This window comes from Streptomyces sp. NPDC028711 (assembly GCF_055565415.1).
The window spans coordinates 225800-247413 of the sequence record NZ_JBVHUJ010000002.1 but is presented as its reverse complement, the minus strand read 5'-3'; the positions used below and the strand labels follow the sequence as shown (position 1 = coordinate 247413).

The window sequence follows — 21614 nt, the reverse complement described above, 5'->3', positions numbered from 1 at the left end:
TTCGATGTCCACGATGTCATGTCTTGTACGAATGTCGAACGGCGATGCCCTCCAGGACCATGGACAGGTACTGGCGGGCGATCTCCTTGGGGCTGTGCCGGCCGCCGGGCCGGTACCAGGACGCGGCGACCCAGACGGTGTCGCGCACGAAGCGGTAGGTGAGCCGCACGTCGAGGTCGGCGCGGAAGACCCCGGCGGCCACGCCGCGCTCCAGGGTCCTGAGCCAGGCCGTCTCGAACCTCCGCTGGGAGTCGGCGAGGTAGCCGAAGCGCGGCTGGTGCCGCAGGTGCGGGGATTCCTTCTGGTAGATGGCGACGGCGGCGCGGTGCCGGTCGATCTCGCGGAAGGACTCGGTGACGAGGGCCTCGATGGTCTCGCGGGGCCCGAGGCCGGCGGCGAGGACGGCGTCGTATCCCTGTCCCAACTCGTCGAGGAAGGAGGAGAGGATCTCGTCGAGCATCGACTCCTTGGAGTCGAAGTGGTGGTAGAGGCTGCCCGCGAGCAGCCCGGCGGCGTCCGCGATCTTGCGGACGGTGGTGGCGTCGTACCCCTCGGCGGCGAAGACCTCGGCCGCCGTGCCGAGGAGCTCCCGGCGCCGCTCGGGCGCGGCTCTCACGGGTGCTGGCTGCTGACGGAGAGGACCTCCCCCGTCAGGTACGAGGAGTAGCCGCTGGCGAGGAACACGATCACGTTGGCGATCTCCCAGGGCTCGGCGTGGCGCCCGAACGCCTCGCGGGAGGTCAGCTCCTCCAGGAGTTCGGCGCTTGTGACCTTCGCGAGGTGCGGGTGCATGGCCAGGCTGGGGGACACGGCGTTGACCCGTACCCCGTACGCGGCGGCCTCCAGTGCGGCGCAGCGGGTGAGGGCCATGACGCCGGCCTTGGCGGCGGCGTAGTGGGCCTGGCCCTTCTGGGCCCGCCAGCCGATCACGGAGGCGTTGTTGACGACGACGCCCCCGGCGCCCTCGGCCTTCATCCGGCGCAGGGCGGCGCGGGTGCAGCGGAAGGTGCCGTTGAGGGTGACGTCGAGGACCTTGTCCCACTGTTCGTCGGTCATGTCGACCAGCTCCGCGGTGCCGCCGAGGCCCGCGTTGTTGACGATGATGTCGAGGCGGCCGTGGCGCTCCACGGCGAGGTCGAGGAGCGCGGCGACCTGCGCCTCGTCGGTGACGTCGCAGGGCAGGGCGGCGACGCGGTCGGCGCCGAACTCGGCGGCGAGCTCCGCCTCCGACTCCTTGAGCCTGCGGGCGTGCGCGTCGGAGACGACGACGCGGGCGCCTTCCTCCAGGAGGCGTCGGGCGGTGGCGCCGCCGATGCCGGCGCCCGCGGCGGCGGTGACGACGGCGCTCCGGCCGGCGAGCAGCCGGTGGCCCGGTACGTAGGGGGGCGGGGGTGTGCCGGTCACGGGCGGGCCTCCTTGGGCAGGCCGAGGACACGCTCGGCGATGATGTTCCGCTGGATCTCGTCGGAGCCGGCGTAGATGGTGTCGGAGCGGGAGAAGAGGAAGAGCCGCTGCCAGTCGGTGAGGTCGTACGGTGCGCCGGCGGCCAGCATGCCGTCGGCGCCGCAGACGTCCATGGCGAGCTCGCCGAGCTCCCGGTGCCAGGTGGCCCAGAAGATCTTCCCGATGGAGGCCTCGGGGCCCGGTGCGCCGGACGCGACGCCGTCGAGCATGCGCAGGGCGTTGAACCGGATGGTCTCCAGGCCGATCCAGGCACGGGCGACGCGGTCGCGGATGAGCGGGTCCGCGGCGGCGCCGTTGCGCTTGGCGAGCTCGATGACGGCTTCCAGTTCGCGGCGGAAGCCGACCTGCTGGCCGAGGGTGGACACGCCGCGCTCGAAGCCGAGGGTGGCCATGGCCACCCGCCAGCCGTCGCCGGGTGCGCCGACGAGGTGGGAGGCGTGGGTGCGGGCCCCGTCGAAGAACACCTCGTTGAACTCGGAGGTGCCGGTCAGCTGGACGATCGGCCGTATCTCCACACCGGGCTGGTCCAGGGGGACGAGGAGGTAGGACAGGCCCCGGTGGCGGGTCGATCCGGGCTCGGTGCGGGCGACGACGAAGCACCAGTCGGCCTCGTGGGCGAGTGACGTCCACACCTTCTGGCCCGTGACCGCCCAGGTGTCGCCTTCGCGCTCGGCGCGGGTCCTCACGTTGGCCAGGTCGGAGCCCGCGTCCGGCTCCGAGTAGCCCTGGCACCAGAGTTCCTCGACGGCGACGATCGGTGGGAGGAAGCGCGCGCGCTGCTCCGGGGTGCCGAAGGCGATGAGGGTGGGGCCGAGGAGCTGTTCGCCGATGTGGTTGACGCGGGCGGGGGCGTCGGCGAGGGCGTACTCCTCGTGGAAGGCGACCTGCTGTTCGAGGGTCGCGCCCCGTCCGCCGTACTCCTTCGGCCAGCCGACGCAGGTCCATCCGGCGGCGGCCATGTGCCGTTCCCAGGCGAGGCGTTCGGGGTGCGCCTCGTGTTCCCTGCCGGGTCCGCCGCGGCCGCGCAGGGCGGCGAACTCGCCGGTGAGGTGGGACCTCAGCCAGCCGCGGACCTCTCTGCGGAACACCTCGACGTCGCTCATGGCCGTACGTTAACCTACCAAACACTTGTTAGGGAAGGAGGGCGGATGTCCGCTGCCCACACCGCATCCACAGGGCCCGTCCGCTACGAACGCCGCGGCCCGGTGGCCGTGGTCACCATGGACCGGCCCGACTACCGCAACGCCCAGAACTCCGCGATGACCTACGCCCTCGACCGTGCCTTCTACCGCGCGGCCGACGACGACGAGGTCAAGGTCGTCGTCCTCGCCGGAGCGGGAAGGCACTTCTCCGCCGGCCATGACATCGGCACCCCCGAGCGGGACGCCCACCTGCCGTTCGACCGCAGGGCCGGACTCTGGTGGGACCACTCGGACAAGGCGGGAGCGGAGAGCCGCTTCGCCCGCGAGTCCGAGGTCTACCTCGGCATGTGCCGGAGGTGGCGCGAGCTGCCCAAGCCGATGATCGCCTCGGTCCAGGGCGCCTGCGTCGCCGGCGGTCTGATGCTCGCCTGGGTGTGCGACCTCATCGTCGCCGCCGAGGACGCGTTCTTCGCCGACCCGGTGGTCCGCATGGGCATCCCCGGCGTCGAGTACTTCGCCCACCCGTGGGTGATGCCCCCGCGGATCGCCAAGGAGTTCCTGTACACCGGCGACCGGATGACCGCCCGGCGCGCCTACGAGGTCGGCATGGTCAACCGGGTCGTCCCCGGCGAGGAACTCACCGAGAGGACACTGGAGTTGGCGGAGAGGATCGCCGAGATGCCCCGCATGGGCCTCGCCCTGACCAAACGCGCCGTCAACCAGGCCGAGGACCTGCAGGGCCTGCACACCGGCATGGACTCGGTCTTCGGGCTTCACCACCTCGCGCACGCCCACAACGCCGAGACCTCCCCCGACCCGCTCGGCGGCATGGACATCCGCGCGATGCGGCGCCGTTCCGGAGAGCGTCCCGCCACCCCCCGGGAGGCGGGCGCCTGATGGACCTCGACTTCTCCGCGGCGGACGACGCCTTCCGGGCCGAGGCCCGCGCCTGGCTCACCGCCCACGTACCCGCGAACCCCCTTCCCTCCCTGGAGACGGAGGAGGGCTTCGCCGCCCACCGGGAGTGGGAGCGGACCCTGTCCGGGGACCGCTGGTCGGTGGTCTCCTGGCCCGGGGAGTACGGCGGCCGCGACAGCTCGATCCTCCAGTGGCTGATCTTCGAGGAGGAGTACTACGCGGCCGGCGCCCCCGGCCGGGTCAGCCAGAACGGCATCAACCTGCTCGCCCCCACCCTCTTCGAGCACGGCACCGACGAGCAGCGCGCCCGGATCCTCCCCTCCATGGCGAGCGGCGAGGTCATCTGGGCCCAGGCGTGGTCCGAGCCGGAGTCCGGCTCGGACCTCGCCTCACTGCGCTCCACGGCCGTACGGGCCGACGGCGGCTGGCGCCTCGGCGGACAGAAGACCTGGTCGTCCCGGGCGGCCTTCGCCGACCGCGCCTTCGGCCTCTTCCGCAGCGACCCCGACGCCGGAAGGCCGCACCAGGGCCTGACGTACCTGATGTTCCCGCTGGACGCCGACGGGGTGACCGTACGGCCCATCGGGCGGCTCGACGGCAAGCCCGCCTTCGCCGAGATCTTCCTCGACGACGTCTTCGTGCCCGACGAGGACGTGATCGGCGCACCCGGGCAGGGCTGGCGGGTCGCGATGAGCACGGCGGGCAACGAGCGGGGGCTCACCCTGCGGAGCCCCGGCCGGTTCACGGCGGCCGCGGGACGGCTGACGGCGCTGTGGCGGGAGAGCGCCGACCCCACCGACACCGCCCTGCGCGACCGGGTCGCCGACGCGGTCATCGGCGCCCGCGCCTACCGCCTCTTCGCCTACGCGGGCGCCTCACGCATCGCCGCCGGAGGCTCCGTCGGCGCCGAGTCCAGCCTCAACAAGGTCTTCTGGTCCGAACTCGACATCGCCCTCCACGAGACGGCCCTGGACCTGCTCGGACCGTACGGCGAGCTGTCCGACGAGGCCGCCGACGCTCCCGCGCACGGCAGTTGGGCCGAGGGTCACACCTTCTCCCTCGCCGGACCCGTCTACGCCGGCACCAACGAGATCCAGCGCGACATCATCGCCGAGCGGCTGCTCGGCCTCCCGAAGGGACGCCGGTGATGCGGTTCCTCCTCGACGACGAACAGCGGGAGTTCGCCCGCTCCCTCGACGCCCTGCTCACGGCGGCCGACACCCCGGCGGCCGCACGGGCCTGGGCGGCCGGGGACACCGCGCCCGGCCGTGCGCTCTGGTCACGGCTCGCGGAGACGGGCGTCTTCGCCCTCGCCGTACCGGAGCGGCACGACGGCCTCGGCCCGCTGCCGGTCGAACTCGCCGTCGCCTTCATCGAGTTGGGCCGCCACACCGTCCCCGGCCCGCTGGTGGAGACCGTCGCCGCCGCTGCCCTCCTCGACCGTCTGGGCGAGGAGACGGCCGCCGCCGCATGGCTGCCGGGGATCGCCTCGGGCAAGGCGGTCCTCTCCCTCTGCGTACCGGCCGCCGGCGGCCCCTACGCCCTGGACGCGGCCGCCGCCGACGCCGTACTCGTCGTCGAGGGCGACACCGTACGCCTGACGGACACGACCGGCCCCGTCCAGCCGTCGGCCGATCCCGCGCGCCGCCTGGCCCGCCCCCTCGGCGGCACCGTCCTGGCGCGCGGCCCCGCCGTGGCGGCCGCCGCCGCGTACGCCACCGAGGTCGCGGCCCTGGCCACCGCCGCCCAGTCCCTCGGCCTCGGCCGCGCCCTCCTCGGCCGGACCGTCGCCCACGTCGGGCAGCGCACCCAGTTCGGCGTCGCCATCGGCTCGTTCCAGGCGGTGAAGCACCGCCTGGCCGACACGCTCATCGCCCTGGAGTTCGCCCAGCCCCTGCTCCACGCGGCCGCCCTGGCCCTCGCGGAGGGGAAGGGCCACGGCTCCGCCGACGTCGCGGCGGCGAAGGTCGCGGCGGGCGAGGCCGCGTACGCCGCCGCCCGCACGGCCCTGCAGCTGCACGGCGCCGTCGGCTACACGGAGGAACTCGACCTGGCCCTGTGGATCCGCAAGGCCCGTCCGCTCCGCGACGCCTGGGGCACCCCCGCCGCCTGCCGCGCCCGCGTCCTCGCGGAGTGACACGGGCCAGGGGGAGGACCCGTACCCACCAGAGACCGAAGGGAGCAGAGGCATGAGGCTGACGGACGAACAGGAGGAACTGCGTTCCGCCGTACGGGCGTTGCTCGGACGCCACACGGGCGAGGCGGCCTGGCGGCCGCTGACCGCGCAGATCGGCGTCGCGGGACTCGCGGTCCCGGAGGAGTACGGCGGCGCGGGCTGCGGGGCCGCCGAGGTCCATGTGGTGATGGAGGAACTGGGACGCGAGCTGAGCCCCGTCCCCTATCTCGGCTCCGCGGTGCTCGTGGTGCGGGCACTGCTCGCCTCGGGCGACGGGACGGCGTGCGCGCGGCTGCTGCCTGACCTGGCCGCGGGGACCCTGGTCGGGGCCCTGGCCTGGGCCGAGCGCGGTTCGTGGGACCCGTCGGACGTACGGGCCGAGGCCGCCCCCGGGCCCGGCGGGCGGTGGCGGATCACCGGCGTCAAGGAGCACGTCCTGGACGGCGCCGGGGCCGGGGTCCTGCTCGTGGCCGCCCGCACGGGAGCGGGGGTCTCGCTCTTCGAGGTACCCGGGGACGGCGCGGGCGTGGACCTCGGGGCGACGGTCACGATGGACGCCACGCGCGCGCAGGCCCGCGTGACGCTCAGAGCGGCGGAGGGCCGGCTCGTCGGAGCCGAGGGGGACGGCGGCCGCGTCCTGGGACACGTCCTGGATCTGGCCTGCGCGGCGCTCGCCGCCGAACAGGTCGGCGCCGCCGCGCACTGCCTCGAACGCACGGTCGCCTACGCCGGGGAACGCGTCCAGTTCGGCCGCCCCATCGGCTCCTTCCAGGCCGTCAAGCACCGGCTCGCGGACGCGTACGTGCGGGTGGAGTCGGCACGCTCGGCCGCGCTCGGCGCCTCCCTCGCGGCCGCCGCGGACTCACCGGAACTGCCCCGGCTCGCGGCCGCCGCCAAGTCGGCCTGCTCCGAGGCGTTCTCGGCGGTGGCGGGCGAGATGATCCAGCTGCACGGCGGCATCGGCATCACCTGGGAACACGACGCCCACCGCTACTTCAAACGCGCCCACGGCTCGTCCCAGCTCTTCGGCCCCCCGTCCTGGCACCGCACCCGTCTGGCGGCAGGTCTCGGCCTGACCCAGGCCTGAACCTACGCGCGGTCTGCGCAGAGGTGGGCAGTCAGGGCCGCACATGCCCACTCCTCCCAGGCGTCGGGGGACCAGCCCCGGTCGCGGACGAAGACCAGGTACAGCTCCGGACTGAGCAGCCCGTACAGCAGGTCGGCGGCGCGGGCGGTATCGACGTCGGGGCGGGCGTCGGGCTTGGATGTCAGGGCCTTCGCCGCGGCGTGCTGGACGGTATGGCGCGGGTCGGGGCCGGCGGGCCACTCCGCGGCGATCTCCGGGTCCGTGGCCGCCGCGGCCGCGATCAGCGGAACGATCGGGGCGACACGTCCGAGGATCTCGCGTACGCCCCGCACGTGGGCGCGCAGTTGCCCGGCGGCAGTGGGCTCGGCGCACGCGGCCCGGAACCAGTCGCGGTCCATCGTGGCGACCGGTTCGGCGTCCCCCGCGATGGACGTGTCGACCACGTCCTTGAACAGCGCGCGCTTGTTCCGGAACACGAAGTACACGGTCTGGACGGCCACGCCCGCGCGATCCGCGACCTCCTGAAGGCTTGTCGCACCGTACCCCTGCGCGACGAACAGGTCCCGCGCCGCCGCGACGATCTTCTCGCGGGTGCGCCGAGAGCGCTCGGCCCGCTTGTCGGGGCGCTTGATGTTCCGTCCGTCGGATCCCTTGACCGCATCCATGCCGGGAGTCTATCTCTAGAGTCAGTCACTAGAGACGGACTCTAGTTACTTGAGGGGGAGCGATGAGTGAGACTCGGACGGCTGCGGAGCTGGACCAAGAGGCGTCTGTGCGCCGCGTGTTGGAGGACTTCTACCGGGACGGCAAGCCGCCGTGGGACAGCGGCGTCACGCCGCCCGAGCTGGTGGCCCTGATAGAGGGGCCCGGCGCGCTGAGGACGGGCAGGGCCCTCGAACTCGGCTGCGGCACCGGAACCAACGCGGTGTACCTGGCCCGGCACGGCTGGCGGGTGACGGGCGTCGACCTGGTCGACCGCGCGGTCCGGCAGGCGAGGGAGAAGGCCGTCGCCGCCGGAGCGGACATCACGGTGCTGTGCGGGGACGCCACCCGGCTCGACGAGGCGGGCGTGCCCGGCCCGTACGACCTGTTCTTCGACCTGAGCTGCTACTGCGGGATCCCGCCGCACCGCCGCGACGCCTACGCCGCCGGCCTCACGAAGCGTGCGGCCCCCGGTGCACGCTTGCTGATGTTCGGGTACGGGCCCGGGGCGTTCGACGACTCGTGGTCCGGCGTCACCGCGGACGAACTCGGCGCCAGGTTCACCGGGTGGCAGCTGGCCGACGTGACGCCCGGCACGAACCCGGTCCCGACGTTCTGGTTCACGCTGCACCGTTCCGCCGCCGTGGCATGAGCCGGCGCCGTATGCGCGGCGCGCTCGCGGGGAGCGGTTCGAAGCGGGGGAAGCCGGGCAGCCGCCGACCATGAGTGCCTTCGGGCCCGCCACCGCGCGGGACACGCTGTCCGAGCCCCACGCCGTGGAGTCCCTGGCGGAGTGGGTGGGTGTGCCGTCCGTCTCGTCCGACCCGGACCGGGCCGACGACGTACGGCGGTCCGCGCGGTGGCTCGCGGACGCCATGCTCCGCGCGGGGCTCCCCCGTGCGGAGGTCTGGGAGACGGACGGCCTGCCCGCCGTTTTCGGGTGCCTGCCGGCCGGCCGCGCCGACGCCCCCGTCCTGCTCGTCTACAGCCACCACGACGTCCACGCCGCCGACCCCTCCGAGTGGCGGGCCACCGCGCCCTTCTCCCCGCTCCTGCGGGACGGGCGCCTGTACGGGCGGGGCGCGTCCGACGCCAAGGGGCAGGTCATGGCCCATCTGTGGGCCCTGCGCGCGCACCTCGCGGGCCGCTCCGCCCCGGCCGTGACGGTGAAGTACCTGATCGAGGGCGAGGAGGAGATCGGCTCCGTGCACCTGGCCGACCTGCTCGCGGAGCACGCCGACGACCTCGCCGCCGACGTGGTCATGGTGTCCGACACCATGCTGTGGTCCCTGGAGAAGCCGACCGTCTGCGCCACCGTCCGCGGCTCCGTCACCGCGACCCTCACCGTCCGTGGCGCGGAGCGGGACGTGCACAGCGGCGCCTTCTCCGGCGCCGCAGCCAACGCGGCGCAGGAGCTCTGCCGGCTGGTCGACCTGCTGACCGACGGCTCCGGCCGGGTCGCGCTGCCCGGTTTCTACGAGGCGGTGGCCGAGCCGGATCCCGCGCTCCGTACCGCGCTGGACGCCCTGCCCTTCGACCTGTCCGCCTGGCCGGCCGACACCGGCACGTTCCGGGCCGACGGCGAGGCGGGCCGTTCGGTGCCGGAGCGTCTCTGGACCCGTCCGTCGGTGGAGGTCGCCCGGCTCACGGCCGGCCGCACCGACTCCCCCTCGCTCGGGCTCATCCCCGCCGAAGCGAGCGCGGACCTGCTCCTGAGACTCGTACCCGACCAGCGGGCCGACCGGGTCGCCGACCAGCTGCGGGCCTGGCTGGACGGCCACCGCCGCCCCGGCTTCACCTACGGACTCGACGTCTCCTCGACCATCTCCGACCCGTACCGGACGCCTCCCGACGACCCGGCGCTCGCCGCCCTCGCCGGCGCGGTCGGCCACGCGTACGGCTCGCCCGCCCTGCCCATCGGCAACGGCGGCGCCGCCCCCGCAGCGCAGCTGGCCCGCGCCTGTGACGCGCCCGTGCTCTTCTTCGGTACGGGGCTGCCCGGCGACCACTGGCACGGCCCGGACGAACGCGTCGAGCTCCAGGCCCTCCGCCTCGGGATCCGGGCGCTCGCCGCCTTCCTCGGCGACCTGCCGTCCGCCCTCCGGTGACGACCGCTCTCATCCGGGGCGTGGCGCCCAGACGGACCGCAGCAGCTCCTCGTACCGCGCCACGCCGTCCCGTCCGTCCGCGATCACCGCGTACCGCCAGGTCAGTCCGTCCGGCGGCGCCCCCGCGTACAGGACGACGCCTTCTCCGCGCGCGGGGTCGAACGCGATCCGGCCGGCGCGCAGCCGCTCCACGGCCTCGTCGAAGGAGCACACCTCGGGCGCCCGCAGCCTGCCCGTCGCCCAGCTCGGCCCACCCGGGCGGGCCCCGGTCCCCGCCCCGGCGGTGAGGCGGGCCACCATCGCCTGCGGGGTGGTCGTGGCCGTACGCCGCACATTGCTCTCGCCCGCGAACACCTCGCCCTCCGCCGACACCATCGCGTCGATGCTGAACGGCCCCGCGTATCCGTGCTCCGCGAGGAAGCGCCCCAGCGCACATCCCCATCCCGCGAGCGTCGCGCCGACATCCGCCGCCGGGCTGTCCGCCGGAGAGGCGGGCAGGGGCGACAGGTAGCCCGTGAAGCAGCCCTCCACGGTTCTCATCTCGCCGCTGAACAGCGGCCTCGGCCCTGCGGGCCCCGTCTCCATCTGGATGCTCACCGAGCGCGCCACCTCGATCCGCTCCTCGACCACCCAGAGGCCGTCCGCCCCTCCCACCGAGGGGAGTTCGTCCCTGTCCCAGGGGCCGGACTCCGGCGGGAGGAAGAGCAGACCGTGGCCCCCCGCCGACCGGTCGGGCTTGACCACGACCTGTCCGTGCGAGCCGAGCAACTCCCTGACGGCGGGCGCCACCCCGGCGCGCCGGCGGACGCGGCCGTCCGGCAGCCGCATGCCGAGGGCCGCCGCCACCCGCCGGAAACCCGCCTTCGTGTTGAGCAGCCGGGTCACCTCGAGAGCGGCCCCGGCCGCCTCCGCCGAGGCGAACGGCGCCACGGGGACACCCAGGCCGCGCGCCAGACCCACCGCCGCGCTGTCCAGGGCGGTCGGGAGGACCGCGGCCACAGCGCGGCCCCCGGCCGCCCCGCGCACCGCCTCGACGGCCGCCCGGTGCGGGGACGGCACGCCCGCCGACACGAAGGCCCCGGGCAGATGGACCACCGTCACCGATCCCCGGGGAACGCCGGTCAGGGCACAGGCGTACTCCAGGAACGCCTCGCCGACCGGCACCGGAGTCACCAGGACGTCCCCCGGCCGCAGCAGCCACACCTCCCGGGGAGCCTGCTCCGCCCAGGCCCCGAGCACCTCGCGCTCGTCCAGGTCCACCGCGAGGTCGGAGACGAGGTTCGCGTAGAGCACCTGAACCCCGGACGGGCCGGACGGGTCCGCGTGTGTCACTCGCCGCTCCTCGCGTGTCGCCGACAGCCGCGCCTAGGGATGCCCTGACCGTGGTCGTCCATACGGAGGACCGGTGTTCTGGATACCAGTTCTCGGCCGACGGGGACCGGATGTGCTCCGGGCGAGTCGACCGGCCGGACGGGGGAGGCAGGCGGGGTCCAGGTGTGCGTGTCAGACGCTGATGTGCATCACACAGATGTCGTCGCGCCGGGTGTCCGGGGCGACGAGGGCCTCCAGGACGCCGTCGAGGAAGCGGCCGCCGCCGCTGTGCCCGGTCGCCGTACGGGCCAGCCGGGCCAGGCCGTCGTCGAGGAGCTGCCCGGGTGCCTCGACCAGGCCGTCGGTGAAGAACAGCAGCTGGTCGCCGGGGAGCAGACGCACGGTCGACGAGGCGTAGCGCGCCGAGGGCGTGGCGCCGAGGAGGACGCCCTTGGGCGAGGACAGATAGCGGGCCTCCCCGTCGCGCAGCAGCAGCGGTGGCAGATGGCCGGCCTGCACCCAGGTGAGGAGTTCCGCGGCGGGCTCGTACCGGGCCATGATCACCGTGGCGGTGTTGAAGGCCCGCTCCGCGCTGTGCCACAGGAGCGTGTTGAGGCGGGCGAGGATCGACGCGAGCGGTGTCCCGGTGATCGCCATGCCCTTGGCGGTGAAGCGCAGCTGGGCCATCGTGGCCACGGCGTCGAGGCCGTGACCGGCGACGTCGCCGACGACGAGCAGCGCGCTGCCGTCGGGGAGTTCGATGGCGCTGTACCAGTCGCCTCCGACGTTGATGCCCTCCTGGTGGGGCTGGTACGCGACGTCGACGGTGAGACCGGCCAGGCGCAGCGACTGCTGGGGAAGCGGAAGGAGGGCGTGCTGGAGCCGGGCGGCGAGGGCGCGCTCGGCCGCCAGTCTGCCCTGCTGCGCCATGGCGGTCCGCTCGTGGCCGATGAGACGCTCCTCGGCGAGCGCCCAGGCGGTGACGTCCTGGAAGAAGCCGTGGACCTCGACCGGGGTGCCGTGGACGTCCGCCTCGGCCTCGGCGACGAACCGGACGTGCCGGACCTCGCCGCCGCCGGTGGTGGTGCGGAAGGTGTGGTCGAGGGGCTGCCCGTCGTCGAGGAGGCGCCGGACGCCGCCGGCCAGGGCGTCGGCGTACTCGGGCGCGACGTGGCCGGGCAGTTCGTCCAGGGTCAGCGGTCCGAGGGACGGGTCCCGGCCGACGACGCCGTAGACCTGCTCCGACCAGGTGACGTCGCTTCGGACGAGGTCCCAGTTCGCCCAGCCCATGTTTCCCAGGCGCTCCATCATCGCGAGCCGGCGCTGCTCGCGCTCCCCGCTGTCGAGGCGTACCCAGGAGACGATCAGACCTCCGGCGGAGGCCGCCGCGCGGACGGCGAACCGGGAAAGGCGCGGGACCCCGGCGAGCGTCTCCTCGCACTCGAAGGGCTCGCCGTCGTACCGGGACCGGCTCTCCAGCGCGTCGAGGTACCCCTGCCACAGCTGCGTGCCCCGCACGGCGGGATACGTCTCCAGGACGCCGAGTCCCACGAGTTCCCTGCCCCTGCGGCCCCCGATGTCGAGCGCGTCGGGCGAGGCCGCCGCGATCCGGAGCTCCTCGACCTGGCCGCCCGCGCCGCGGACCGGCACGAGGAAGACGGCCGCGCCGGGGAGGCCGTCGAGGATCTCCTGGACGGTGGACGCCGCGGGGGCGGGGGCTCGCGCTCCTTCGGCCGTCATGGGGCGAGCATGCCATGGAGGGGCGATGGCCTCGCGGACGGTTCTCCGCGCGTTCACCCGGTCGCCCCCGCTCCCGTGCGTGCCACCACGCGGAACGTATGGACGGAGGAGTCGGCCGCGTCCGGGATGAGCATCCCGTGGTCGGCGCCGCTGCGCAGGTAGTCCACGATCTCCCCGGTGATGACCTCGCCCGGTGCGATCACGGGCACGCCGGGCGGGTACGGGGTGATCAGCTCGGCCGCGACGCGGCCTGCGGCGTGCTCCGCCGGTACGTGCTCCGCCTCCGCGAAGAACGCGTCGCGCGGCAGCATCGCCTGCTCCAGTTCGAGCGCCGGCGGGTCGGGCAGGCGTACGGGCGATTGCCGCTCCATGGAGCCGGTGCCCTCGACGAGGGCCCGCAGGGCGGCGAGCAGGGTCTCCTCGGTCTCGTCGTCGTCGGCGTGGGTGAGGGACGCGCTGATGCGGCAGGTGTCCGAGCTGCCGACGTCGACGTGCCGGTGCGCCCGCAGCCATTCGGCCGCCTGCATGCCGCTGACGCCGAGCTCCCGCACGTCGATGACGATCTTCAGCGGGTCGAGGTCGGCGGCGAGCCCCGCCGTGACGACCTCGCGGTCCATCAGCCGCAGCCCGGGGAGTTCCCGGACGGCGGCGCGGACCCGCCGGGCGCGGTGCAGTGCCGCGTCGAGGAGTTCGTGGCCGTGCTCGGCCATCTGGCGGCGCCAGCCGTCGAGCGTGGCGTAGACGAGGCTGGAGGCGCTGGTGGTGGCGAGGAGGTCCTCGCGCTGCTTGAGCACCTCGGGCGACACCCGGTCGTACTGCAGATGGAAGACGGAGCTCTGCTCGATCGCCCCGCCCATCTTGTGGACGCTGGTGACGACCAGGTCCGCCTCATGGGTCATGCCCCAGGACGGCAGGGCCGTGTGGAAGGGCAGGTGGGCGCCCCAGGCCTCGTCGACGATGAGGGGCACGTCGGCGTCGTGGCAGACCCGCGCCACGCCCTGGATGTCGGCGCAGGTGCCCCAGTCCGTGGGGGTGATGAGCAGCATGCCCTTGGCGTCGGGGTGTTCCTTGAGCCTACGGCGTACGTCGTCCGGCTCCGGGGGGTGGGCGAGGTGACGTTCCGCGTCGAACTTGGGGTGCACCCAGATGGGCTCGACGCCGTTGATGACGACGGCCGAGATCACGGACTTGTGCGCGTTGCGGGAGAGCAGCAGTTTCTCGCCGGGGCCCGCGACGGCGAGCATGGCCGTCTTGACGGAGAGGGAGCTGCCGCAGGTGGAGAAGAAGGCCTGGTCGGCGCCGACCGCGTCGGCCATGAGGTCCTGGGCCTGGCTGAGCACCCCCTGGGACTCCCGCCGGTCGTCGAGGCCGTTGAGCAGGAGGACGTCCGACCGGAACACGTCGAGGCCGACGACCTCCGCCACCCGGGGATCGGTCCCGCGCCCCTGCTTGTGACCCGGTGGCCCGTACACCACGTCGTTCCGTCGGCGGAACTCCTGCAGGGCCTCCAGTACCGGGGCGCGTGACTGGTCCATCGTTCCTCCCATGGGCGTACGGCGCGGGTTCGGGGCCGTCCACGGGGTGGAAGCGGCCGCTCGGGTTCTCCCCGCGTCTTGCCCGTCGCGGCCACCGGAAACGTGTGCGGCTTCCGGCCGGCCGGTCGGCGCTACGACCTCTGGCCGGCCGGCGCCGGTCTGCGGTCTGCGGTCTGCGGCTGCGGGCGCCGCGTCAGCCGGGCGTATGCGTCGCCCCTGCCGTCTCGGACGGGGGGCCGGTACGCCCGGGGCCGGGTGTGGTCCGGGTGAGCGGCAGGTGATAGAGGGCGAACGCCCTGCGGATGACGGGCTGGGCGACGTTCCTGACGCGTACCCCCGCGGCCGTCATGCCGTGCTCCGTTCCCAGGTGGGCGTGGCCGTGCACGGCGAGGTCGGCGCCGGACTCGTCGATGGCCTCCGCGAGGAGGTAGCTGCCGAGGAAGGGGTAGATCTCCACGGGTTCGCCGGCGAGCGTGTCGGGCACGGGCGCGAAGTGGGTGAGGGCGATCCGCGCCCCGCAGCCGTCGGTGGACAGCTCGGTGAGGGCCCTGCGCAGGCCGTCGGCGCCCCGCCGGGTGGCGAGGACGAAGTCCTTCATCTCGCGTTCGCCGAACTCACCGGCGCTGCGGCCCGCGAAGCCGCCGCAGAAGCCCTTCGTCCCCGCGATGCCCACGTGTCCGCCGGCCACCGGCAGGACCACGCTCTCGCCCTCCAGGACGGTGACGCCGGCGTCGGTGAGGACGCGCGCGACGTCCGTCTCCTGCTCGGAGTGGTAGTCGTGGTTGCCGAGCACGGCGACCACGGGGACGCCCAGGTCATGCACCTCCCCGGCGACGACCTCCGCCTCCTCGACCGTGCCGTGGCGGGTGAGGTCGCCGGCGAGGAGGAGGACGTCGGCGCTCTCGTGCAGGGTCTCGAAGGAGGGACGCAGCAGGCCCCGGCAGTCCGGGCCCAGATGGATGTCGCCGACCGCGGCCACCCGGACCACGGCGCCGTCGTGCCGGCCGGGGGAATCGACGGCGTGGGACGTCATGGCGTGGGACGTCGCGGCGGGTGTGCTCACAGCAGCTCCTCGGGTCGGTCCGGGGGATCCGCGCAGGCGAGCTGGAGGTCCGCGCGGACGGGGATGTCGGCGAGCTCCGACTCGGCGATCCGGAGGATCTCGTCACGGCGGTCGGCCGTGGGAACGGTGCCGGTCAGGAGGACGACCGCCCCGCGCACCTCGATCCGCACCCCGAGCTCAGCCACTTCCTCGCGCGCGAGCCGGTCTCTCAGCCGGGCGATCCGGTACTCGCTCTCTCCGGTGCTCATGGTGTCGCTCCGTCCTTGTCCCGGGTGCTCATCCCTGTCGCTCCATCCTCGCCCCGGGTGCTCCTCGTGTCCCTCCGGCCGTGTCCCGGCTGCTCATCGCGTGCCTCGGGCGGTGTTCCGGCTGCTCATCGTGTCCCTCCGAGCGTGTCCGTGCGGCGATCACATCGTGAGGGGGCGGGTGGCCGGGCCCTGGAGCACCGTGCCGTCGTGGGCGAAGCGGGAGCCGTGGCAGGGGCACTCCCACGTCTGCTCGGCCTCGTTGAATCCCACCTCGCATCCCATGTGCGTACAGCGCCGGCCGGTCCGCAGTCCCGACATGAAGTGGCGGGCCACGGTGGACTGGTGCCGTGCGACCCCCGGGAGTTCGCGGGCGGGCAGCCTGCGCCGGGGGTCGACGAGTTCCGTCCAGGCGGGGCGCGGCGCCCCGGTCAGGTGGGCGGTGAGCAGCCGGCCTGCGGCGACGCCGTTGCTGAGTCCCCACCCGCCGAAGCCGGTGGCGACGAAGACGTGTTCGGTGTCGGGGTGTTCGTGGCCGATGCAGGGCAGCCCGTCGGCGGTGTGGACGTCCTGGGCCGCCCACCGGTGGACGGTCGACGCCTCGGCGAAGCCAGGGAGCCGGGCGCGTGCCCAGTCCTCGAGGCGGGCGTACCGCGCGCGTACGCCCCCGCTGCCCGGCTCGAAGCTCTCACCCGCGACGATCAGCAGCCGTCTGCCCTCTCCGAGCGGCGCGGTGCGGACCGACCGGGTGCCGTGCTCGGAGGTGAGGTACATCCCGTCGGGGGCGTGGCGCTCCTCGACGTCGGCGGCGACGACGAGTTCACGGCGGAGCGAGAGCCGCATCAGGAGGGTGAGGTGGCAGCGGAGCGGGAAGTGGGTGGCGAGGACGACATCGCGCGCGTGGACCGTGATGCCGCCCTTCACGGTGAGACGGCAGTCGGTTCCTTCGTGGAGGCCGGTGACGCGGGTGTTCTCGTGGATGCGGCCGCCGTGCGCGAGGAGGTCGTCGGCGAGGCCGAGGAGGAACCGGCGGGGGTGGAACTGCAGTTGGTCCTCGACGCGGACGGCGGCCGCCACGGCGTACGGAAGTCCCGTGTCGGTCACCGTGGTGGCCCGCAGTCCCGCTGCCGAGGCGGCCGCCGTCTCGGCCCTGACGTCGCCCACCTTTCCCTCGTCGAGGGTGTACGTGTACGCGGGGCGGCGTTCGATCTCCGCGTCGACGCCCAGTTCCTCGCAGAGCCGGACGACGTCGCTCAGTGCGTTCTCCTGGGCGTCGGCGTAGAGGGCCGCCGCCTCCGCGCCCTGGCGGCGGCGCAGGCGTTCGTAACACATCCCGTGCAGGGAGGTCAGTTTGCCCGTGGTGTGTCCGGTGACCCCGGCGGCGATCCGCCCGGCTTCGAGGACCACCACCTCGCGTCCGGCGCGGGCCAGTTCGCGGGCGGTGCAGAGTCCGGCGATGCCGGCGCCGACCACGACCACGTCGGCGCGGAGGTCGCGGTCCAGCGGTGGGTGGATGCCGCCGGGCGGTGCCGACTCCATCCAGTACGAGTTCCGGTCTCCGCGCATGATCGCTCCTCTCGGCGGCGGCCTATTCCCGCTCCGTCGCGTCCTGCCCCGTCGCGAACGGGCCGCTGCCGAGGTGGGCGAGGAGGTCGGCCGCGTCGTCGTACACGGCGGCGGCGCCCGCCTCCGTCAGGTCCTGCCGCGGGACCCCGCCGCACAGCAGGGCCACGCAGCGGACGCCGGCGCGGCGCGCCGCCTTCATGTCCCAGACGCTGTCGCCGACGAACACGGCCCCCTCGGCGGCCCCACCCACCAGGGAGAGCGCGTGCTCGATCGGGTCCGGGGCGGGTTTGCCCTCCTCGACGTCCTCGGACGTGGCGGTGGCCGTGATGGCGTCGTCCGCGTCGAGGGCCCCGCGCAGCGCGGCGAGCTCCCGGTCCTTGGCGGAGGTCACGAGAACGACCTTCCAGCCGCTCCCCGCGAGCTTCCGCAGCAGGTCCGCGGCGCCGTCGAAGGCGAGAAGCCGTTCGAAGTACGTCCCGTACAGGGCGTCGTGGGCTCCGCTGAGACGGCCGTCCCGCGACCGGTCACGGTCGGCGCCGAGCAGGTGTTCCAGGAGGTCCTCCCCCGGCAGGCCGATCGCGCGGTGGATGGCGTGCGTGGGGACGTGGTGTCCGTCCTGCCGCAGGGCCTCCCACCAGGCGACGACGTGCAGGTGGTTGGAGTCGACGAGGGTGCCGTCGACGTCGAAGAGCGCGACACGGTCCATGTCCGGGGCTCCCTTCGGGGACCGGGGCCGTCGGGTCGGTCAGGAGTACCCTCAGCGGGCTCGGTCAGAGGCGGTCGATGGAGCCGGGCTCGTCCGGTCCCGGCGGGAGGGGCCAGGACTCCCGAACGCCCCCGGTGGTTCCGGTCGGTCCGGCGGCTCCGGTCGTTCCCGTGCCGGTCGTCGTCCCCGGTTCCTGCCGTACCGGTCCCGGGCCCTCACGCATGGGGCTCTGTCCGGTGTCGGTGCCCGTGCCGCTTCCGCTTCCGGTGTCGGCGTCGGAGGGGCGGACGCGGCCGCGCCAGCCGCCCGTCTCACGCCCGTGCTCCTCGATGAAGCCCTTGAACCGCTTCAGGTCGCCCTTCACCCGCCGGTCGAGGACGCCCGTCATGTCGCCGGCCTTCTCGACCATGCCCTCCGGCTCCACGTCCATCGCGAGGCGCACGCGCGTGTGCTCCGCGTCCAGCGGCTGGAAACTCACCACGCCCTTCTGGCTGGTCTCCCCGGCCACCGTGCGCCACGAGATCCGCTCGTCGGGAAGCTGGTCCACGATCTCGGTGTCGAACTCCCGCCGCACGCCGGCCACCTTGGTCCGCCAGTGGCAGTGCCGGTCGTCGACCTGACGCACGTCCTCCACACCCTCCATGAACCGCGGGAACTCCTCGAACTGCGTCCACTGGTTGTACGCCGTCCGCAGCGGCACATCCACGTCGATGGTCTGTTCGACCCTGCTCATCGCCCTGCCTCCTGAAGTAGTCGTCATGGCACTGCGTGGTCGATGCGCGCGTACCCGACGACGGACACCTCATGCGTGCCCGTTCCGTGGCCCGCCCCGTGGGTGGCCCTCGCGGCCGGCTGCCGAGACCGGCGCCGGGGACTGACCGGCACGGCGGAGCACCGGCATGGGCCCGCAGGCGAGGGGTACTCGCGGTCCGAACCGACCTGAGGAGTGAGGAGACTGGTGATGAGGACAGTGACGACGGATCGCCGGGAGGGACTCGCGCCGGTGGACGGCGTGGCACCGGGGGCGGACGTCCCGCGGATGTGCCGCCTCCCCGGCGTGTACGCCCCCCAGGCGGACACCGGCCTGCTCGCGGCGCACGTACGCCGTGAGCCGCTCCGGCCGGGAGCACGTTCGCTCGATCTGTGTACGGGGACCGGCGCCGTCGCCGTCGTCGCCGCCCGGCACGGCGCGCGGGCCACCGCCGTCGACATCTCACGGTCCGCGATCACCTCCGCCCGCCTCAACGCCGTGCTGCACGGCTGCCGGATCCGGGTGCTGCGCGGCGACCTGGACGCACCGATCCCCCACGAGCGCTTCGACCTGGTCACCGTGAACCCGCCGTACGTGCCCTGCGAGGCCGCGGAGGTGCCCGCCCGTGGCGCGCGGAGGAGCTGGGACGCCGGGACGGACGGGCGGCTGCTCCTCGACCGGGTCTGTTCGCGCGCGCCGCGACTCCTGACGCCCTCGGGCGTGCTGCTGCTCGTCCAGTCGTCACTTTCCGGCGTCGACGCCACCCTGGAGGCGCTCGGGCGCCGCGGCCTCACGGCACGGGTCGTGGAGCGACGTACGGAGACGTTCGGGCCGGTGATGTCGGCCCGTTCGGACTGGTTCGCGGCGCGGGGGCTGATCGCCCCGGGCGCGCGCACCGAGGAGCTGGTGGTGATCCGCGCGTGCCGGCCGTGATTGGGAAGCGGTGCTCCGGGCACTCGCGCGATGTCAGCGAAGTCCATCCGATGGGTGGTGTGTGATGTCTGCTTCCCCTGACGGGAACACCCCGCGGCCGAGGACCCGGGACGACGTGGAGGCCGCCGAGCCGCGGCAGGACGGACGGGACGCGGGCACGGGCCCCGGAACCGCCAGGACCCGCACGGCGCCCCCTCGCGTCCAGCCCCTCACCGAAGGGCCGCTGCTCCTCGAAGGGCCGGCGGACATCGTCATGCCGGACGGATCGGTGGTCCACTGCGACCGCCCCGTCCTGGCGCTCTGCACCTGCCGGCGGAGTCTGCGGGCTCCGTTCTGCGACACCAGCCACCGCCCGCGCCTCAGGCGCGGCCCCCGCAGGACCACGGCGCGCGCCCCGCGCCCACCGGCCGCCGACGCGGACGGAGCGGCGACGGACGGCCCGGCGGCGGGGGCGGAGGAGGCGGACGGCCCGGCCGAGGAGGCCAGGACACCATGACCGTCGTTCACCCGCTCACACGGACCGCGCCCGCCCCGCCCGAGGCGCGCGGCGCGGTGTCGTACGCCGTACGCAGACGGCTGCTCGGGGGCGGCGCCGGGGAGCTGCCCAGCGAGTCGGAGATCGCGCGCTGCACCCCGTACGGGGAGGATCTGCAGCTGGCCCTCCACCTCTGTTACGAACAGCACTACCAGGGCTACGAAGGGGTGCCGGACACGCTCGAATGGGACGCCGGCCTGCTCGGCGTACGGGCTCTCCTGGAGCACCGCTTCGAGAACGCTCTGCGGCACGACTGCCGTGACCGTCCCGACCTGGACGAAGCCCTCGCCGCCCTCCTGATGGAGCCCGCCGAGGCCACCGGCGCCTCGCACTTCCTGCTGTCCGAGGGAGAACCGTGGCAGCTGCGCGAGCACGCGGCGCTGCGGTCCGTGTCCCAGCTCCGGGAGGCCGACCCGCACCTCTGGGTCGTGCCACGGCTGCGGGGGCGCGCCAAGGCGGCCATGGTGGCGATCGCGTACGACGAGTACGGCTGCGGGCGGGCGGAACGGATGCACGCCGGGCTCTACGCGGACCTGATGGCCGATCTGGGGCTCGATCCCTCGTACGGGCACTATGTGGACAGGGCCGGGGCGGAGACCCTCGCGGCCGCGAACCTGATGTCGATGTTCGGCCTGCACCGGAGGCTGCGCGGAGCGCTCGTCGGGCACTTCGCCGTCCTGGAGATCACCTCGTCGCCGGCCGCCTCGCGGCTCGCCGCGGCCATGCGCAGGATGGGAGCGGGACCGGCGGCGGAGCGGTACTACGACGAGCACGTGGAGGCGGACGCCGTCCACGAGCAGGTGGTGCGCCGGGACGTGATCAGCGGTCTCCTCGACGAGGAACCGGGGCTCGCGCCCGAGATCTCCTTCGGCATCGCCGCGACCTGTCTGCTCGACGACCGCTTCGGCGCTCATCTGGTGGACGCCTGGTCGCGGGGCGACAGCGCGCTGCGTACGCCCTCCCACGGGGACGTGGAGCGGGTTCTGTACCAGAATTGACCGTCCCCGGCCACGGGCCCGCGGCCGGGGACGTACCGGAATCGCCCGCGGATCCCGCGGTCGGGGACGGGTCCGAGCCCCAGGAGGACGGCGCGGCATGGCGGTGGACGAGCTCGACACGCGGATCCTGCGGCTGCTCATCGAGCAGCCGCGGACGAGCGTCCGGGAGTACGCGCGCATCCTGGCGGTGGCGCGGGGCACTGTGCAGGCCAGGATCGACCGCCTGGAACGGGACGGGGTCATCACCGCGACCGGGCCCGTCCTCTCCCCCGCCGCCCTTGGTCACCCGGTGCTCGCCTTCGTGCACATCGAGGTCACCCAGGGGCATCTGGACGAGGTGGGGGACGCGCTCGCGACCGTGCCCGAGATCGTGGAGGCCTTCTCGATCACCGGCGGCGGCGATCTGCTGACCCGGGTGGTGGCCAGGGACGCCGGACACCTGGAGGACGTCATCCAGCGCCTGATCCGGTTGCCGGGGGTGGTCCGCACCCGCACCGAGATCGCACTGCGGGAGCGGGTGGCGCACCGGCTGCTGCCGCTGGTCGAGGCGGTGGGGCGCCGGGCCGGCTCGGTCTGAAGGCGGAGGAAGCCTGAGCGGGATCCGCGCGCGAGCCGGGCGCGAAGGCGGGCGATA

Annotated in this window: 21 protein-coding genes and 1 pseudogene; 10 read left to right on the top strand and 12 right to left on the bottom strand. The window is 73.9% G+C overall.

From position 1 onward, the window contains the following. Nucleotides 1-16: 16 nt before the first annotated feature. From ACZ4VK_RS06935 to ACZ4VK_RS06925, 3 genes are read right to left on the bottom strand one after another with little or no spacing between them, the layout of a single operon-like run. Nucleotides 17-616 carry a TetR/AcrR family transcriptional regulator gene (locus tag ACZ4VK_RS06935; RefSeq protein WP_468349302.1) on the bottom strand — a complete coding sequence of 200 codons (600 nt, stop codon included), beginning with the start codon at nucleotides 614-616 and terminating at the stop codon, nucleotides 17-19. Further along, entirely contained in the window at nucleotides 613-1404 is a 792-nt protein-coding gene (locus ACZ4VK_RS06930) for an SDR family oxidoreductase (RefSeq protein ID WP_468349300.1), read from the bottom strand. Before ACZ4VK_RS06930 ends, ACZ4VK_RS06935 begins: the two co-directional genes overlap by 4 nt. After that, a complete protein-coding gene (locus ACZ4VK_RS06925) occupies nucleotides 1401-2567 on the bottom strand; it encodes an acyl-CoA dehydrogenase family protein (RefSeq protein ID WP_468349298.1) in 1167 nt (388 codons plus the stop codon). The genes ACZ4VK_RS06930 and ACZ4VK_RS06925 overlap by 4 nt, the downstream gene beginning before the upstream one ends. 45 nt (nucleotides 2568-2612) lie before the next feature. Between ACZ4VK_RS06925 and ACZ4VK_RS06920 the strand changes: the two genes are divergently transcribed. Genes ACZ4VK_RS06920 through ACZ4VK_RS06905 form a run of 4 tightly spaced genes read left to right on the top strand, consistent with a single transcriptional unit; the run spans nucleotide 2613 to nucleotide 6787 of the window. After that, a complete protein-coding gene (locus ACZ4VK_RS06920; RefSeq protein WP_468349296.1) occupies nucleotides 2613-3503 on the top strand; it encodes an enoyl-CoA hydratase in 891 nt (296 codons plus the stop codon). Beyond that, nucleotides 3503-4672 carry an acyl-CoA dehydrogenase family protein gene (locus ACZ4VK_RS06915; RefSeq protein ID WP_468349294.1) on the top strand — a complete coding sequence of 390 codons (1170 nt, stop codon included), beginning with the start codon at nucleotides 3503-3505 and terminating at the stop codon, nucleotides 4670-4672. Before ACZ4VK_RS06920 ends, ACZ4VK_RS06915 begins: the two co-directional genes overlap by 1 nt. Continuing rightward, nucleotides 4672-5661: an acyl-CoA dehydrogenase family protein gene (locus ACZ4VK_RS06910; RefSeq protein WP_468350776.1), complete on the top strand. Its 990-nt coding sequence runs from the start codon at nucleotides 4672-4674 to the stop codon at nucleotides 5659-5661. The genes ACZ4VK_RS06915 and ACZ4VK_RS06910 overlap by 1 nt, the downstream gene beginning before the upstream one ends. Before the next feature lie 52 nt (nucleotides 5662-5713). After that, nucleotides 5714-6787 carry an acyl-CoA dehydrogenase family protein gene (locus ACZ4VK_RS06905; RefSeq protein WP_468349292.1) on the top strand — a complete coding sequence of 358 codons (1074 nt, stop codon included), beginning with the start codon at nucleotides 5714-5716 and terminating at the stop codon, nucleotides 6785-6787. A gap of 2 nt (nucleotides 6788-6789) precedes the next feature. Here ACZ4VK_RS06905 and ACZ4VK_RS06900 read toward each other — a convergent pair whose 3' ends face one another. Further along, nucleotides 6790-7452 carry a TetR/AcrR family transcriptional regulator gene (locus ACZ4VK_RS06900; protein WP_468349290.1) on the bottom strand — a complete coding sequence of 221 codons (663 nt, stop codon included), beginning with the start codon at nucleotides 7450-7452 and terminating at the stop codon, nucleotides 6790-6792. A 62-nt stretch (nucleotides 7453-7514) separates the two neighbouring features. Here ACZ4VK_RS06900 and ACZ4VK_RS06895 point away from each other — a divergent pair, with 62 nt between their 5' ends. Continuing rightward, entirely contained in the window at nucleotides 7515-8141 is a 627-nt protein-coding gene (locus ACZ4VK_RS06895; RefSeq protein WP_468349288.1) for a class I SAM-dependent methyltransferase, read from the top strand. Nucleotides 8142-8211: 70 nt separating this feature from the next. Continuing rightward, nucleotides 8212-9597: a M20/M25/M40 family metallo-hydrolase gene (locus ACZ4VK_RS06890; protein ID WP_468349286.1), complete on the top strand. Its 1386-nt coding sequence runs from the start codon at nucleotides 8212-8214 to the stop codon at nucleotides 9595-9597. Nucleotides 9598-9606: 9 nt separating this feature from the next. Here ACZ4VK_RS06890 and ACZ4VK_RS06885 read toward each other — a convergent pair whose 3' ends face one another. The 8 genes and pseudogenes from ACZ4VK_RS06885 to ACZ4VK_RS06850 all read right to left on the bottom strand — a co-directional run. Further along, the gene (locus ACZ4VK_RS06885; RefSeq protein ID WP_468349284.1) at nucleotides 9607-10929 is read right to left on the bottom strand and encodes a preATP grasp domain-containing protein; all 1323 of its coding nucleotides are present in this window, start codon (nucleotides 10927-10929) and stop codon (nucleotides 9607-9609) included. A 171-nt stretch (nucleotides 10930-11100) separates the two neighbouring features. After that, entirely contained in the window at nucleotides 11101-12648 is a 1548-nt protein-coding gene (locus tag ACZ4VK_RS06880; RefSeq protein WP_468349282.1) for a PP2C family protein-serine/threonine phosphatase, read from the bottom strand. A gap of 53 nt (nucleotides 12649-12701) precedes the next feature. Further along, a complete protein-coding gene (locus tag ACZ4VK_RS06875; protein WP_468349280.1) occupies nucleotides 12702-14183 on the bottom strand; it encodes an aminotransferase class I/II-fold pyridoxal phosphate-dependent enzyme in 1482 nt (493 codons plus the stop codon). Between the two features lie 193 nt (nucleotides 14184-14376). Beyond that, complete coding sequence (locus ACZ4VK_RS06870) at nucleotides 14377-15171, bottom strand: metallophosphoesterase family protein (protein ID WP_468350774.1); 795 nt, start codon at nucleotides 15169-15171, stop codon at nucleotides 14377-14379. A 71-nt stretch (nucleotides 15172-15242) separates the two neighbouring features. Further along, entirely contained in the window at nucleotides 15243-15494 is a 252-nt protein-coding gene (locus ACZ4VK_RS06865) for a BON domain-containing protein (protein ID WP_468349278.1), read from the bottom strand. Between the two features lie 159 nt (nucleotides 15495-15653). Next, nucleotides 15654-17057, bottom strand: a complete 1404-nt coding sequence (locus ACZ4VK_RS06860; RefSeq protein WP_468349276.1) for an FAD-dependent oxidoreductase — start codon at nucleotides 17055-17057, stop codon at nucleotides 15654-15656. A 22-nt stretch (nucleotides 17058-17079) separates the two neighbouring features. Then, complete coding sequence (locus tag ACZ4VK_RS06855; RefSeq protein WP_468349274.1) at nucleotides 17080-17763, bottom strand: HAD family hydrolase; 684 nt, start codon at nucleotides 17761-17763, stop codon at nucleotides 17080-17082. A 271-nt stretch (nucleotides 17764-18034) separates the two neighbouring features. Then, nucleotides 18035-18496: pseudogene (locus tag ACZ4VK_RS06850) on the bottom strand (SRPBCC family protein); the annotation flags it as partial. Between the two features lie 228 nt (nucleotides 18497-18724). Between ACZ4VK_RS06850 and ACZ4VK_RS06845 the strand changes: the two are divergent. From ACZ4VK_RS06845 to ACZ4VK_RS06830, 4 genes are all read left to right on the top strand, one after another. Further along, nucleotides 18725-19447, top strand: coding sequence for a HemK2/MTQ2 family protein methyltransferase (locus ACZ4VK_RS06845; RefSeq protein WP_468349272.1), 723 nt, complete (start codon nucleotides 18725-18727; stop codon nucleotides 19445-19447). Nucleotides 19448-19511: 64 nt separating this feature from the next. Further along, the gene (locus tag ACZ4VK_RS06840) at nucleotides 19512-19943 is read left to right on the top strand and encodes a CDGSH iron-sulfur domain-containing protein (RefSeq protein WP_468349270.1); all 432 of its coding nucleotides are present in this window, start codon (nucleotides 19512-19514) and stop codon (nucleotides 19941-19943) included. After that, entirely contained in the window at nucleotides 19940-20980 is a 1041-nt protein-coding gene (locus tag ACZ4VK_RS06835; RefSeq protein WP_468349268.1) for an iron-containing redox enzyme family protein, read from the top strand. The genes ACZ4VK_RS06840 and ACZ4VK_RS06835 overlap by 4 nt, the downstream gene beginning before the upstream one ends. Nucleotides 20981-21077: 97 nt before the next feature. Then, on the top strand, nucleotides 21078-21557 hold the full coding sequence (locus ACZ4VK_RS06830; protein ID WP_468349266.1) for an Lrp/AsnC family transcriptional regulator: 480 nt from the start codon (nucleotides 21078-21080) through the stop codon (nucleotides 21555-21557). The last annotated feature ends 57 nt before the right edge of the window (nucleotides 21558-21614 follow it).

Coding starts and splice junctions, on each gene's coding strand:
- ACZ4VK_RS06925 (WP_468349298.1), bottom strand. CDS start 2,567: ATGAGCGACGTCGAGGTGTTCCGCAGAGAGGTCCGCGGCTGGCTGAGG.
- ACZ4VK_RS06920 (WP_468349296.1), top strand. CDS start 2,613: ATGTCCGCTGCCCACACCGCATCCACAGGGCCCGTCCGCTACGAACGC.
- ACZ4VK_RS06915 (WP_468349294.1), top strand. CDS start 3,503: ATGGACCTCGACTTCTCCGCGGCGGACGACGCCTTCCGGGCCGAGGCC.
- ACZ4VK_RS06910 (WP_468350776.1), top strand. CDS start 4,672: ATGCGGTTCCTCCTCGACGACGAACAGCGGGAGTTCGCCCGCTCCCTC.
- ACZ4VK_RS06905 (WP_468349292.1), top strand. CDS start 5,714: ATGAGGCTGACGGACGAACAGGAGGAACTGCGTTCCGCCGTACGGGCG.
- ACZ4VK_RS06900 (WP_468349290.1), bottom strand. CDS start 7,452: ATGGATGCGGTCAAGGGATCCGACGGACGGAACATCAAGCGCCCCGAC.
- ACZ4VK_RS06895 (WP_468349288.1), top strand. CDS start 7,515: ATGAGTGAGACTCGGACGGCTGCGGAGCTGGACCAAGAGGCGTCTGTG.
- ACZ4VK_RS06890 (WP_468349286.1), top strand. CDS start 8,212: ATGAGTGCCTTCGGGCCCGCCACCGCGCGGGACACGCTGTCCGAGCCC.
- ACZ4VK_RS06880 (WP_468349282.1), bottom strand. CDS start 12,648: ATGACGGCCGAAGGAGCGCGAGCCCCCGCCCCCGCGGCGTCCACCGTC.
- ACZ4VK_RS06875 (WP_468349280.1), bottom strand. CDS start 14,183: ATGGACCAGTCACGCGCCCCGGTACTGGAGGCCCTGCAGGAGTTCCGC.
- ACZ4VK_RS06865 (WP_468349278.1), bottom strand. CDS start 15,494: ATGAGCACCGGAGAGAGCGAGTACCGGATCGCCCGGCTGAGAGACCGG.
- ACZ4VK_RS06860 (WP_468349276.1), bottom strand. CDS start 17,057: ATGCGCGGAGACCGGAACTCGTACTGGATGGAGTCGGCACCGCCCGGC.
- ACZ4VK_RS06855 (WP_468349274.1), bottom strand. CDS start 17,763: ATGGACCGTGTCGCGCTCTTCGACGTCGACGGCACCCTCGTCGACTCC.
- ACZ4VK_RS06845 (WP_468349272.1), top strand. CDS start 18,725: ATGAGGACAGTGACGACGGATCGCCGGGAGGGACTCGCGCCGGTGGAC.
- ACZ4VK_RS06840 (WP_468349270.1), top strand. CDS start 19,512: ATGTCTGCTTCCCCTGACGGGAACACCCCGCGGCCGAGGACCCGGGAC.
- ACZ4VK_RS06835 (WP_468349268.1), top strand. CDS start 19,940: ATGACCGTCGTTCACCCGCTCACACGGACCGCGCCCGCCCCGCCCGAG.
- ACZ4VK_RS06830 (WP_468349266.1), top strand. CDS start 21,078: ATGGCGGTGGACGAGCTCGACACGCGGATCCTGCGGCTGCTCATCGAG.